Source organism: Leucobacter chromiisoli, assembly GCF_016522505.1.
GTDB lineage: Bacteria > Actinomycetota > Actinomycetes > Actinomycetales > Microbacteriaceae > Leucobacter > Leucobacter chromiisoli.
In genome coordinates this window covers 180,152-193,295 of record NZ_JAEHOH010000006.1, presented here as the reverse complement: position 1 = coordinate 193,295, position 13,144 = coordinate 180,152, and the positions used below count along the sequence as shown (strand labels likewise).

Below are 13,144 nucleotides of genomic sequence, written 5' to 3'. Positions count from 1 at the left end.
GGTGGTTTCGGAAGTTCGGACCGGGCGGGGGCTCGCGCCCCCGCCGCGACCGCTACTTCTTGGAGACGACCAGCTGCTCCTGCTTGATCTCTGCCTCGTCGAGCGTCTCGAACTGCTCGGCCAGGGTCTGGCCGGCCGAGGTGCGGAACTCGGGCTTGAACTTCTCGAGCTTGGCCGTGAGCTCTGCGACGGTGTCGTCGTCGAGCACGTTGGTCTCGCGCAGCGTGTTCAGCGCCTCGGAGTTGCGGCTCAGGTAGTCGAGGAACTCGCGCTCGAAGCGGAGGATGTCCTCGACCGGCACGTCGTCCATGAAGCCGTTGGTGCCGGCCCAGATGGAGACGGTCTGCTCCTCGACGGGGTACGGGCTGTACTGCGGCTGCTTGAGCAGCTCGGTCAGGCGTGCGCCGCGCTCGAGCTGACGGCGGCTGGCCGCGTCGAGATCTGAGGCGAACATGGCGAACGCCTCGAGCGCGCGGTACTGGGCCAGCTCGAGCTTGAGCGTGCCGGAGACCTTCTTGATGGACTTCACCTGCGCGTCGCCGCCGACTCGCGAGACCGAGATGCCCACGTCGACCGCGGGGCGCTGGTTCGCGTTGAACAGATCCGACTGGAGGAAGATCTGGCCGTCGGTGATCGAGATCACGTTGGTCGGGATGTACGCCGAGACGTCGTTCGCCTTGGTCTCGATGATCGGAAGACCGGTCATCGAGCCCGCGCCCAGCTCGTCCGAGAGCTTCGCGCAGCGCTCCAGCAGACGGGAGTGCAGGTAGAAGACGTCGCCCGGGTAGGCCTCGCGCCCCGGCGGGCGGCGGAGCAGCAGCGACACGGCGCGGTAGGCCTCGGCCTGCTTCGACAGGTCGTCGAAGATGATGAGCACGTGCTTGCTGTTGTACATCCAGTGCTGGCCGATGGCCGAGCCGGTGTACGGGGCGAGGTACTTGAAGCCGGCCGGATCCGAGGCGGGCGACGCGACGATGGTGGTGTACTCCATCGCGCCGGCGTCCTCGAGCGCGCCCTTCACCGAGGCGATGGTCGAGCCCTTCTGACCGATCGCGACGTAGATGCAGCGCACCTGCTTGGTGATGTCGCCCGAGTCCCAGTTGGCCTTCTGGTTGATGATCGTGTCGATCGCGAGCGCGGTCTTGCCGGTCTGGCGGTCGCCGATGATGAGCTGGCGCTGACCGCGGCCGACCGGGATCATCGCGTCGATCGCCTTGACGCCGGTCTGGAGCGGCTCGTGCACCGACTTGCGCGCCATGACGCCGGGGGCCTGCAGCTCGAGGGCGCGACGGCCCTCGACGCCGGCGATCTCGCCGAGGCCGTCGATCGGGTTGCCGAGGGGGTCGACCACGCGGCCGAGGTAGCCCTCGCCCACCGGGACCGAGAGCACCTCGCCCGTGCGGGTGACGGGCTGGCCCTCCTCGATGCCGGTGAACTCGCCGAGCACGACGACGCCGATCTCGTTCTCCTCGAGGTTCTGCGCCAGGCCGAGCGTGCCGTCCGCGAAGCGGACGAGCTCGTTCGCCATCACGCCGGGGAGGCCCTCGACGTGCGCGATGCCGTCGGCGGCGTCGACCACGGTGCCGACCTCGGTCTTCTCCGCCTGAGCCGGCTCGTACGACGACGCGAAGTCCTTCAGCGCGTCGCGGATCTCGTCCGGGCTGATTGAGAGTTCTGCCATTTCGTTTCCTCTGTCTGGTCCGGAAGCGCCGCCCCCGGGGTGAAAAGTTGTGCCCTACGCTGCGAGCTGCTGTCGGAGGTCGTCCAGGCGTGCCCGGACGCTGCCGTCGATGACGTCGTCGGCGATCTGCACGCGAACGCCGCCGATGAGCTCGGGATCGATGACGGTGGTCACCTTCACCGCGCGGCCGGCGGTCTGCTCGAGGAGACGCGCGAGACGATCCTGCTGCTGCGCGGAGAGCGCAGTCGCGACGGTGACGGTGGCGAGCTCGAAGCCGCCCTGGTCGGCGGCGGTGCGCGCCGACCTGCGGAGCGCGGCGTCGAGCCTGCGGCCGCGGGGGTTCGCCACGAGGTGGCCCACCACGGTGACCGTCGAAGCCGAGACCTTGCCGTCGAGCAGGCGGCGGATGACCGCGACCTTGCCCTCGGCGCCGCTGAGCTTGCTGCCCAGGGTGAGCTGGAGCTCGTGGTTGCGGTCGATGAGGTCCGCGACCGCGAGCAGCTCGTCCGCGAGGTCCGGGGAGGCGATCGCCTCGGCGCGGAGCCCGAGCTCCTCCACCCCGGCGACGAGTTCGGCGGGGGTCGACCAGCGGCCGACCACGGCGGCGTTCAGCACGGAACGTGCGTCAGCGGAGATCCCGCCGAAGAGGCGGTCGACCACTCGGGTCTTCGCGGCGGCCTCGGCAGACGGATCCCCGAGCGCGCCGAGGAGCGCCGGAGAGCCGTCGAGCTGAGCCGAGACCTCCAGCAGTTCGCCGCCCACGGCGACGCCGATCCCGCTCGTGAGGGCGGTCCGGGCCTGGGCCAGTGCTTCGCGTGACGCGCTTCCCATTACTTCGCTGCCTTCTCGGATGCCTCGAGGTCGGCGAGGAAGCGATCCACCAGTGCCGACGCCTTCTGGTCGTCGGAGAGCGACTCGCCGACCACGCCCGAGGCGAGGTCGATGGCGAGCGAGCCGACGTCCTTGCGCAGCGAGACGACGGCGCTCTGGCGCTCCGCCTCGATCTGCGCCTGGGCGGCCTGGGTGACGCGGTTCGCCTCGACCACCGCGTCGTCCTTCGCCTTGGCGACGATCTTGGTGGCGTCGAGACGGGCGGCCTCGCGGATCTCGCCGGCCTCCTGGCGGGCACCGGCGAGCTGCGCGGTGTACTCCTGCAACGCGGCCTCCGCCTTCGCCTGGGCCTCGTCGGCCTTCGCGATGTTGCCCTCGATCGCCTCTGCGCGTGCGTCCAGCATCGCCTGCAGCTTCGGAAGGAAGACCTTCCAGAACGCGACGAGGATGACGAGGAATACGACCGCAGACCAGACGATGTCGTACGTCGCGGGGAGCAGCGGGTTCGGCGCGGCCTCCTCGGCAGCGACAAAGACTGCGTTATTCATCGAGCCTCCCTTTCGAGACTAGGGAAAGGTGGACGGCTTACTGGAAGATGAAGTGGGTCGCGATGCCGATGAGCGCGAGGGCCTCGGTGAACGCGATGCCGATCCACATCAGGACCTGGAGGCGGCCGGCCAGCTCGGGCTGACGAGCGACGCCCTCGATGGTCTTGCCGACGACGATGCCGAGGCCGATGGCCGGACCGATGGCCGCGAGGCCGTAGCCGACGGTCGAGATGCTGCCCGTGATTTCAGCGAGAACAGACACAGTAGGTGTTTCCTTCCGTTGATGAGCGCGGCGGTTGCCGAACCCGGTTTAGTGCTCTTCAGCCAGCGCGAGCTGGATGTAGACGCCAGTGAGAATCGTGAAGATGTAGGCCTGGAGGAACGCCACCAGGATCTCGAAGAGGGTGAAGGCGAAGCCCACGGCGAGCGTGCCGACACCGAACAGCTTGAAGAAGCCGTCAGAGGTGAAGAGGAAGAACTGCGTGGCGCTGAAGAAGAGCACCAGCAGCAGGTGGCCGACGAGCAGGTTCATCAGGAGTCGGAGCGTCAGGGTGACCGGACGCAGCACGAACGTCGAGAAGAACTCGATCGGGGTCACGATGATGTAGAGCGGCTTCGGCACTCCCGCGGGGAAGAGGGAGTTCTTGAAGAAGTTGCCCGGGCTCTTCTTCACACCCGCGTAGATGAAGGTGACGTACGAGACGACGGCCAGCACGAGCGGGAAGCCGATGACGGCGGAGACGCCGATGTTGAAGAACGGGATGATGCCCGTGATGTTGAACGCCAGGATCGAGAAGAAGATCGCGCACAGGATCGGCAGGAAGCGACGACCGTCGACCTTGCCGAGCAGGTCCTCGGCGATGTTCACCCGGACGAAGTCGAGCGCCATCTCGGTCAGCGACTGACCGCGGGTGGGGATCACGCGCATCTTCCGGGTGCCGAGCCAGAACAGCACGAGCAGGAGCACGGTCATGATCACGCGGATGATCATGATGCGGTTCATCTCGAAGGGCGTGCCCGCGAAGAGCACCGCCTCGGGGAAGAAGTCGGTGATCGACGGCGGGTGGAAACCGCCCTCTTCCGACGCAAACAGACGGGGGGCCACGAGTTGCACAGCGTTAGCGGACAGCGCCATTCTCCTGATTCGGGGTGCAGGCAGAAGCTGCACTACGTGGAACGATGGTCGAGCCCCCACAGCACACGAATCTGCGCAGCGCACAGTTCGGCGGGGAACACCACGATCCTAACAAGGATTTCACCTCAAGCGAAACCGAGGAGCATACATCCGTCTCTCGTCTTTCGCCAGGGGGTCCCCTCCTGAGGCGACCGGGATTAGCGGGGATCCGAGATCACGGGAATGCGCGACTTCGCGACCACCACCACGTCGATGATCAGCGAGACCACGACGCCGGAGATGACGCCGAGGAAGAGCACGGTCGGGTTGAGCCAGGGCTGATCCCGCAGCAGCACGGCCGCGACGATGAACGCCACGAACTTCACCACCCAGCTCCCCATGACGATGCCGAAGAACGCCACCACGTACATGTCGCTGCCGATGAAGCGGTTCGCGAAGGTGATGCTGCCGATCGTCAGGGCGAGGAACACCCCCGCGAAGCCGGCCCCCATCACCCCGCCGATGAGACCCGTGCGGCCCGAGACGAGCCACCCGATCACGCCGAACAGGATCACCAGCAGCACCGAGGCGAGCACCCCCCAGCGCAGCGCCTTCAGCAGGATCGGCTGCGAGGTCGGCATCCGCCGCTCCGCGCTCGTCGGCGCTCCGACCCCGGCATCCCCCCGGGCCCCTGCCTGGCCCTCGGCCTCTGCCTGGAACGCGTGCTCTTCGGGCACCGCGGGGTCGCTCACTCGGGGGTCCTCTCGTTCGCGCTTCCGCGCTCGGCGGTGCGCAGTGGGGTGTCTGGCGTCTCGGTTCCGGGGACGATCGCGTCCTCCTCCGGCCGCTCCCACCGTAGCAAGCCGCGCTGTGCGGCGGCCCGACGCACGCGGCTCGCGGGGAACGCGGTGAGCGCGATGCAGAGCAGGGTCCCGATGAGGAGCACCACGACGGGCCAGAGGAAGCTCTGCATGGTGAACGCGAGGAGGCACGCGACCGAGAGCACCGCGGTGCCGAGGTAGAAGACGAGCACCGCCTGCAGCGGCGAGTGCCCGAGGTCGAGCAGCCGGTGGTGGAGGTGCTGCCGGTCGGCCGTGAACGGGCTCTTGCCCGCCAGCAGTCGGCGGATCACCGCCATGACGAAATCGGCGAGCGGCAGCGCCAGCACCGCGATCGGCAGGATGATCGGGATGTAGCTCGCGAGCACCAGCTTCTGATCGAGCGCCGCCGGATTCAGCTGCCCCGTGACCGACACCGTCGAGGTGGCCATCAGCAGCCCGACCAGCAGCGCCCCCGTGTCGCCCATGAACATGCGCGCGCGATGCCAGTTGAAGGGTAGGAACCCGGCGCACATGCCGACGATGACGGCGGCGATGAGGCTGGCGAGCGTCACCGCGTCGACCCTGCCGGTCTGCTCCGTCAAGAGGCGCGTGTAGATGAAGAAGACCGAGTTCGCGATGATGGCCACCCCGGCCACGAGCCCGTCGAGCCCGTCGACGAAGTTCACGGCGTTCATCACCAGGGTCATCAGGAACACGGTGAGCACGAAGTTCAGCGCGGGCGAGGCGACGATGAGCGTGTCCCCGAACGGGAGCGACACGATCTGGACGCCCTGCCAGGCGAGCAGGCCGGCGGCCGCGAGCTGCGCGGCGAGCTTGATCATCCAGTCGAGGTCGAGCAGGTCGTCGAGCACGCCGACGACGGCGATGAGCGCGCAGGCGCCGAGCACGGCCCACATCTGCGCCGGATCGGCGAAGAGCCCCTCGAACTCGCTCTGCGAGCCCCCGACGACGAACGCCGCGACGATCCCGAGGAACATGGCGACCCCGCCGAGGCGCGGCGTCGGGGTGCGGTGCACGTCCCGGGCGCGCACCTCGGGGGCCAGGCGGAACCGACGGCTGAGCTGCAGCACCACGAACGATGCCGCCGCCGTGACGAGGGCCGCGACCGCCGCGACCACCAGGTAGGAGGTCATCAGGCCTCGGCGGAGCCCTGGGCGGTCGGGGGCGCGGGATCGGCCTGCGCGGCGGGATCGGCGGGACCGGCGGGATCGGTCTCAGCGGCGGGCGCCCCGGGCGTTGGGGCGTCGACCGGCTCGCTCAGGTCGACTGGGGTGTCCAGCTCGGCCGGGTCGATGAGACCCACCGGCCTCCGCCGCGCGGGAGCGGCCGCGGGCTCGAGGGATTCGACGGGCTCAGCGGGGGCGGGGGCGGACTCTTCGGAGAGCCCTCGGACCGCCGCCTCGGCCCCCGTCGCGGCTTCGCCCGAGCCTCCGGCCCCCGTCACCGACTCCTCCGGCCCTCCGGTTCCGGCCCCGGCTTCGCCAGCACCCCCGGCTTCGCCAGCACCCCCGGCTTCACCCGGATCTCCGGCTCCGGTCTCCGTCCCGGCCTCCTCCGCGCCTTCGGCCCCGGCCGCTTCGGCGGACGCCGTCCGCTCGTCGACGATGGGATCCGTCTCGAGGTCCGTGATTGTCACCCCGGGCAGCAGCGCTGCGATGGCCTCGCGGGAGACGCCGCCGTCGCGCAGGATGCGGAGCACGCCGCCGCCCTCGGAGTCGAGCCGCGTCGCGTCGACGATGGTCGAGGCGGTGCCGTCGCCCGCCACCGGCCCGACCTCGAGATAGACGGCGACCGAGTCGCCGAGCATCTCCTGCGCACCGGTCGCGGTGGTGGCGGCCGGCTCGCCGGTCTTGTTCGCGGAGGAGACGGCGAGCGGTCCCGTCTCCTGCAGCAGCTCCTGGGTCAGCGGGTGGTTCGGGATCCTGAGCGCCACGGTGCCTCCGGTGTCGCCGAGATCCCAGCTGAGCGACGGATTCGCCTTGAGCACGACCGTGAGGGCGCCGGGCCAGAAGGCGGCGGCGAGCGTGTGCACGGCCGGCGGAACCTCGGCGGCGAGCGCGGAGAGCGTGCCGGTGTTGGGGATGAGGACGGGCGGCGGTGACTGGCGGCCGCGCCCCTTGGCGTCGAGCAGGCGCTTCACCGCGGCGGGCGTGAACGCATCGGCTGCGACCCCGTACACGGTGTCGGTCGGGAGCACGACGAGATCGCCGCGGCTCAGCGCCTGTCGGGCGACGCGGGTTCCGGTCAGCAGTTGGGAACTGTCAGAGCAGTCGTACACCTCGGCCATAACCACCCACTGTACTCCTGGCGTCCGTGCGGACGGCCGCAGGGTGGGCAGAACATGCGCTCCGAACACCGAATTCCGGTGCTTTTCTGCCCACCTCGGGTGAGGGCGGGCGGGCGAGGGCGGGCGGGTGAGGGCGGGCGGGTGAGGGCGGGACCGGGCGGCGGCGGAGCGTGGCGTGGCGGATCGGGGCGTGGCGGAGGCCGCCCGGCGCACCGTCAGTCGAGGGCGCGACGAACGAGGCCCCTCGGCCTGGCGATGATCGCCGCGGCGGCGAGCGCGGTGGCCGCGACGCTCACCGCGATCCCGAGCTGCCACTCCCACACGGGTATCGTCTGCAGCCAGGCGCCGCTCACCTCGAGGTGCCGGTTCCAGGCGACCCGGTAGGCGCTGAAGCCCAGCCCCGCGGCGATCCCGGCGGGCACGCCGATGGCGAGGATCACCCAGGCGCGCGCCAGGCCGAAGCCGAGCAGGAAGCCGCGGCCCGAGCCCACGGCGTGCATGGTCGCCGCGTCGCGCCTGACCTGGGTCGCCGAGAGCAGCACCGACACGATCGCGGCGCACACCGCCACGAGCCCGAGGAACAGGATCGGTGCCAGCGCCATGAACAGGCTCGCGGGTTCGCCGTCCACCGCGAACGGGCTGCGGGCGTCCGGCGTCGCGACGAACACGAGCGACTCGAAGCGCTCGTCGCCCCTGATCTCGCGCAGCTCGGCGGCGCTCAGCGGCTCGGAGGTGACGGCGATGCCCGCGACGAAGGCGAAGTCGTCGACGCCGAGACCGCGCGCGGTCTCCTCGCTCATCACGTGGGGCATGCCCATGCCGGTGAGGAAGGCCGCGGGCAGCCGCTCGACGCGCTGCGCGCCCTCCCCGCTCGGCGGCACCGCCGGAGCGCCGCCCGTGGGGGCCACCGCGACGCGCACGGTGCCGTCGTCGTCGATGAGCGTCGCGTCGCTCACCACGATGCCTCCGGCGTCGATCACCGCCGCGGCGCGCTCGGCATCCTCCGCTGCGACACCGGGCAGCCGCATGGCGCGCAGCGCATCGCCGTCCAGGAGCCGCATGTTCCAGACGTTGGCGAAGGCGCCGAAGCGATAGCCCGCGTTGAAGACGGCGCCCGAGCGATCGGACACGCACCGCAGCGCGGGCGGCGCGCCGGGATCCTTCTCGGGGTGCAGCGCCGAGGCGGTATCGGGGAACTCGCCCTCGGCGCAGGCGCGATGCTCCGGCTGCAGCGGTTGCAGTTCGACGCCCGCGTCCGCCGCGACCCCGGTGATCGGCAGGCTGCCCTCGATCCGCGGGAAGCGCTCGGCGGCTCCGGCGATCGTGGCCTCCGCGAGCGCGCGGTCGAAGGCATCGCTCACGGGCACCGTGGACTCGGCGGTGAACGTTCCGTCCCAGGCGATGCCGCCCGCGCCCCGATCGCGGAAGTCCGCCGCCCCCGACGCGGTCATCACGAGCAGGCTGCTCGCGGTCGCCACCGCGAACAGCACGCCGAGCGTCGCCGGCACCGTGCGCGACGGGTGATCCGCCGCGTCGCGCAGCGCGAGCCGGAGCGCCGGGCGGGCGCGCCGCCCCCGCCGCCCCAGCCAGGCGACGAGCACGCGCACGCAGCACACGATCCCCGCCGCCGCGAGCGCCGTGGCGAGCAGCACGAGTGCGCCGAGCGCGCCGGCTCCCGAGGGCTCGGCGTAGGGCCCGCCGCCCGCCATCGGATCGTCGGGGAGCTCGCCGAGCGGCAGCCGGAACGCGGCGAAGGCGATCGCCACCGCCGTCAGCAGCAGCGCCGGGCCGCCGAGCGCGGCGAACAGCCTGCGCCCCCGGCCGAGCGCCTTCGGCGCCGGGCGGCGATCCCGCAGCGCGTCGACCGGCGCGAGCCGCCCCGCGCGCACGGCGGGAGGCAGCGCGGCGAGAGCGCCGAGGCCGAGTGCGATGAGCGCGCCGAGCGGCAGCATCCACCACGGGTAGTGCGCGAGCATGCCCGCCACCGTGTACTCGGGATCGCTCGCGCCGCTGCCGCGGACGAGCGACTCCAGCCAGGCGACGAAGCCGATGGAGGCGCCGACGCCGAGCAGCGCGCCCACGACTCCGCCCGTCGCGCCGAGCACCACGCCCTGCGCGAGGATCGTGCGGTGCAGATCCCGGGGCGCGGCCCCCGCGGCGGCGGCGAGCCCGAGCGAGCGGCGCTGCTGCTCGGCCGCGACCGTGAAGGCGGGAGTCACGAGGAAGAGCACGAGCAGCGCCCCGATCGCCGAGGCGGCGACCAGGCCGAGCACCGCCTCGATGTGGGCCAGCGGATCGAAGGGCGTCGGGTAGAGCTCGTCGGAGCTCGGGTAGTGGGTGAGCACGTGCTGCGAGACGGCGAAGGCCTGCAGCGTGTTCAGCTGCTTCGCCTGCTCCCAGGTGACGGGCGACTCGCCAACCGCGAGCCAGTGCCGCTTGATCCCCTCCGGATGCTCGGCGACGAGGCCCTGCAGCCAGCCGGCGCTCGCCCAGGCGGTCTCTCCCGGGGCATCCGCGACGCCGACGACCTCGTATCCCCGCTGCGAGTCCTGCATCGCCGCCATCGTGTTGCCCTCGCTGCTGCGCATCCCGTGGTCGGGCGGCGCCAGGAGGCCGACCGGGTCGCCGATGCCGGCACCGACACGATCGGCGAGTGCGCGGCTGAGCAGCAGCTCGTCCGGGCTCTCGGGCAGCCTCCCCTCGGCGACGGCCGGGGCGAGCAGCGGCAGCGCCTCGGGCTCGGCCTCGGTCAGCTGCGCGGTGCTCAGCCGCGACAGGTCGGCCCCCGCGAGCTGCGACTCCTGCTCCGCCGCCGCCCGCTGCTCGCCGGGCTCGAGTCCGAGCTCGGTCGAGACGAAGAGCTGCGGCGACCGCCAGTGCTCGAACAGCTCGGTGCCGGGGGCGAGCACGCCCGCGATCTCGTCGGGGCCCGCGGGCAGGGTCTCGGAATCGTCCATGAGCGGCCACGGCACCCCCTCGGGCAACTGCGGCAGCGGCGGGGCCTCGCGAGGCATCGCGGCGGCCGTGATCTCCGCCTGCGCCCCCTCGGGGATGCCCTCGAGCACGCGCTCGCTGCTGGGCGTGCCGCTCGCCTGGAACGCGACCACGGCGACGACCGCGGTGATCGGCAGCGCGATGAGCAGGCTCGCGAGGATCGTGCGCGCGAGGTGGCGCCGGGCGTCGCGGCGGGCGAGCCGCAGCGCCGGCCGCCACGAGGCGAGCGCTCCCCCCGGGGCGCCGCGGCGCCCGGAGGGGCCGGCCGCTCACGGCGCTCCCGCGTCGACGGTTCCGAGCAGCGCCGCCGGGTCGGAGGGCCCGGTGGATCCCGCGATCCTGCCGTCGCGCAGGTAGACCGTGCGATCCGCCCAGGCGGCGAACCTGGCCTCGTGCGTGACCATCACCACGGCCGCGCCGCGGTCCGCGCGGTCGCGCAGCAGCTCGAGGATCGTGGAGCCTGTCTTCGAGTCCAGCGCGCCCGTCGGCTCGTCGGCGAGGAGCAGGCGGCGCGGGCCGACGAGGGCCCTGGCGATCGCGACGCGCTGCGCCTGGCCGCCCGACATGTCCTCGGGGCGCCGGTCCGCGAGGTCGGCGATGCCGCACTCGGCGAGCACGGAGCGCGCCGCGGCGCCCGCCTGCCGGAGCCCCCAGCCGTCGAGTTCGAGCGGGAAGGCCACGTTCTCGGCGGCGGTCAGCCCGGGCAGGAGGTTGAACTCCTGGAACACGTACCCGACGCTGCGGCGGCGCAGCGCGGCGAGCGTGGACGGGCGCATCGAGGCGAGCGGCGCGCCCTCCACCAGCACCTCGCCCTCGCTCGGGGCATCGAGCCCGCCGGCGAGGTGCAGGAGCGTCGACTTGCCCGACCCCGAGGGCCCCATGACCGCGACGAACTCTCCGCTCGCGACCGCGAGGTCGACGGCGGCGAGCGCCCGCACCCGCCTCGGCCCCTCGCCGTGCACGCGGCCGGCCGCCCGCAGTTCGAGGACCGGGCCGCCGGGTCGCCTCCCGGTGATCGGAGCCGCCCCGCCCGTCATCGCCCGCTCGCCTTCGAGGCGGTTCCGGCGCGCGCATCGGAGACGATCCCGCGGGCATCTTCCGCCCCCGCGCCTCCGTCGTCGGCGATCCCGCTCGCCGAGCCCGTCGCAGCGGCTCGATGCGCGCGGGCGAGCGAGGCCTCGACGTCGTCGAGCCAGCGCAGCTCCGCCTCCGCCGCGAAGAGGTGGTGGTCGAGGATCAGCCGCGCGACGAGACCGTCGGGCTCGACGTCGCGCCGCACCCGCGTGAGGTCGTGCATCGCGCGCTGCGTCGCGGCTCGCTGCGTCTGTACGAGCCGGGCGATGTCGACCCCGGGCGTCACGACGGCGAGCGCGAACTTGACGACCAGCTCGTCCCTGCCGCGCTGCGCCGAGGCCACGGGCCTCGCCCACCACTCGGCGAGCTCGCCGACGCCGGCCTCGGTGAGCCGCCACGGCTGGCCCCCGGCCTCGTCCCCCGCGGACGCGGCAGCCGGGGCACCCGCCGCCTCGCCGCCGCGCACGACGAGGCCGTCGCGCTCGAGGCGCTGCAGCGTCGAGGAGACCTGCCCGATGTTGAGCGGCCAGCTCTCGCCCGTCGAGGCGTCGAAGCGCTTCCGCAGCTGATAGGTGGACGACGGCTGCGCTGCGAGCAGCGCGAGCATGGCGTGTTTGACGGACATCGTTGCCTCCCTCGGCGGGCCCCGTTCGCCCCGCCGCAGACGGCGGCGTTTCGACGGGGTTACCCGGTAACTGATTACAGAGTAACTCCTCGACCGGTACGTCGCAACCCCACCACAGGTGGGCAGAACATGCTCTCCGAACACCGATTCCGGGTGCTTTTCTGCCCACCTCAGGTGACGCCGGGTTCGGGCGAGGGCGGGAACGGACGGGGATCGCGGTGCGATTCTCCCCGCTCAGCGCAGGGCGGTCGTGGCGCGATCCCGCCCCGTGAGGTCGGCGTGGGTCGCGGTCGCCAGCCAGCCGTCGGCGGCGAGCAGCTCCCGGATCGCGCGCCCCTGACCCTCGGCGTGCTCGAGCACGAGCGCACCGCCGGGCAGCACCAGGTCGCGGGCGAGCCGGCTGATCGCCCGCACGACGTCGAGGCCGTCCGGCCCGCCGTACAGTGCCGCCCCGGGATCGTGATCGCGCACCTCGGGGTCGCGCGGCACCATCGCGTCGGGCACGTACGGGGGGTTCGAGACGAGCACGTGCACGCGCCCCCGCAGAGCCCCCAGATCGACCTCGGCGAGGTCGCCGAGCAGCAGCTCGACCCTGCCCTCGCCGAGGCGCGCGACGTTCCGCTGCGCCCAGGCGTGCGCCTCCCGGCTCTTCTCGACCGCCCAGACGCGCGCCGTGGGCACCTCGCTCGCGAGGGCGAGCGCGATGGCGCCGCTGCCCGTGCACAGGTCGACCGCGATGGGCTCGGGATCCGGGACCGCCAGCAGCGCGTCGACGGCGAACTGCGCGACCACCTCGGTCTCGGGCCGCGGCACGAACACCCCCGGCCCGACCGAGAGCTCGATGCCGCGGAAGGGGGCGCGCCCCGTGAGGTGCTGCAGCGGAACGCGCCTCGCCCGCTCCTCGGCCATCTCCCGGACGGCTTCGACGGTCTCGTCCAGCACCGTCGCCCCCATCACGGATAGCGCCTGCACGCGCCCCCGGGTCTCCCCGATGACGTGCGCCAGGATCAGCTCCGCGTCCGCGTGCGCGTTCTCGACGCCCGCCGACTCGAGCATGCCGCGGACCTCGCCCAGCAGTTCGCCGACCGGCCGGGCGCCGCGGGCTCCGCCCTCACCTCGATCGTCCACTCCCCCACTCTTCCACATCC

General features: G+C 72.2%; 12 protein-coding genes. All 12 read right to left on the bottom strand.

Annotation, left to right across the window (positions count from 1 at the left end):
• Positions 1 to 52: 52 nt before the first annotated feature.
• The 12 genes from atpA to prmC all read right to left on the bottom strand — a co-directional run bounded on the left by atpA (position 53) and on the right by prmC (position 13,142).
• The gene (gene atpA, locus JD276_RS05280; protein WP_200114573.1) at positions 53 to 1,681 is read right to left on the bottom strand and encodes a F0F1 ATP synthase subunit alpha; all 1,629 of its coding nucleotides are present in this window, start codon (positions 1,679 to 1,681) and stop codon (positions 53 to 55) included.
• A 54-nt stretch (positions 1,682 to 1,735) separates the two neighbouring features.
• A complete protein-coding gene (locus JD276_RS05275; protein WP_200114572.1) occupies positions 1,736 to 2,512 on the bottom strand; it encodes a F0F1 ATP synthase subunit delta in 777 nt (258 codons plus the stop codon).
• Positions 2,512 to 3,060 carry a F0F1 ATP synthase subunit B gene (locus tag JD276_RS05270; RefSeq protein ID WP_200114571.1) on the bottom strand — a complete coding sequence of 183 codons (549 nt, stop codon included), beginning with the start codon at positions 3,058 to 3,060 and terminating at the stop codon, positions 2,512 to 2,514. Before JD276_RS05270 ends, JD276_RS05275 begins: the two co-directional genes overlap by 1 nt.
• Before the next feature lie 37 nt (positions 3,061 to 3,097).
• A complete protein-coding gene (atpE, locus tag JD276_RS05265; protein ID WP_307866467.1) occupies positions 3,098 to 3,322 on the bottom strand; it encodes an ATP synthase F0 subunit C in 225 nt (74 codons plus the stop codon).
• 48 nt (positions 3,323 to 3,370) lie between these two features.
• Positions 3,371 to 4,195, bottom strand: coding sequence for a F0F1 ATP synthase subunit A (atpB, locus tag JD276_RS05260; protein ID WP_200114569.1), 825 nt, complete (start codon positions 4,193 to 4,195; stop codon positions 3,371 to 3,373).
• A 197-nt stretch (positions 4,196 to 4,392) separates the two neighbouring features.
• Positions 4,393 to 4,926, bottom strand: a complete 534-nt coding sequence (locus JD276_RS05255) for a Cg1360 family ATP-synthase-associated protein (RefSeq protein WP_307866466.1) — start codon at positions 4,924 to 4,926, stop codon at positions 4,393 to 4,395.
• The gene (locus JD276_RS05250) at positions 4,923 to 6,149 is read right to left on the bottom strand and encodes an MraY family glycosyltransferase (RefSeq protein WP_200114567.1); all 1,227 of its coding nucleotides are present in this window, start codon (positions 6,147 to 6,149) and stop codon (positions 4,923 to 4,925) included. Before JD276_RS05250 ends, JD276_RS05255 begins: the two co-directional genes overlap by 4 nt.
• On the bottom strand, positions 6,149 to 7,303 hold the full coding sequence (locus tag JD276_RS16400) for an L-threonylcarbamoyladenylate synthase (protein WP_200114566.1): 1,155 nt from the start codon (positions 7,301 to 7,303) through the stop codon (positions 6,149 to 6,151). The genes JD276_RS05250 and JD276_RS16400 overlap by 1 nt, the downstream gene beginning before the upstream one ends.
• A 215-nt stretch (positions 7,304 to 7,518) precedes the next feature.
• A complete protein-coding gene (locus JD276_RS05240) occupies positions 7,519 to 10,410 on the bottom strand; it encodes an FtsX-like permease family protein (RefSeq protein WP_200114564.1) in 2,892 nt (963 codons plus the stop codon).
• 156 nt (positions 10,411 to 10,566) lie between these two features.
• Complete coding sequence (locus tag JD276_RS05235; protein WP_200114563.1) at positions 10,567 to 11,334, bottom strand: ABC transporter ATP-binding protein; 768 nt, start codon at positions 11,332 to 11,334, stop codon at positions 10,567 to 10,569.
• Positions 11,331 to 11,996, bottom strand: coding sequence for a PadR family transcriptional regulator (locus JD276_RS05230; RefSeq protein ID WP_200114562.1), 666 nt, complete (start codon positions 11,994 to 11,996; stop codon positions 11,331 to 11,333). Before JD276_RS05230 ends, JD276_RS05235 begins: the two co-directional genes overlap by 4 nt.
• 234 nt (positions 11,997 to 12,230) lie before the next feature.
• The gene (gene prmC / locus JD276_RS05225; RefSeq protein ID WP_200114561.1) at positions 12,231 to 13,142 is read right to left on the bottom strand and encodes a peptide chain release factor N(5)-glutamine methyltransferase; all 912 of its coding nucleotides are present in this window, start codon (positions 13,140 to 13,142) and stop codon (positions 12,231 to 12,233) included.
• Between the last annotated feature and the right edge of the window lie 2 nt (positions 13,143 to 13,144).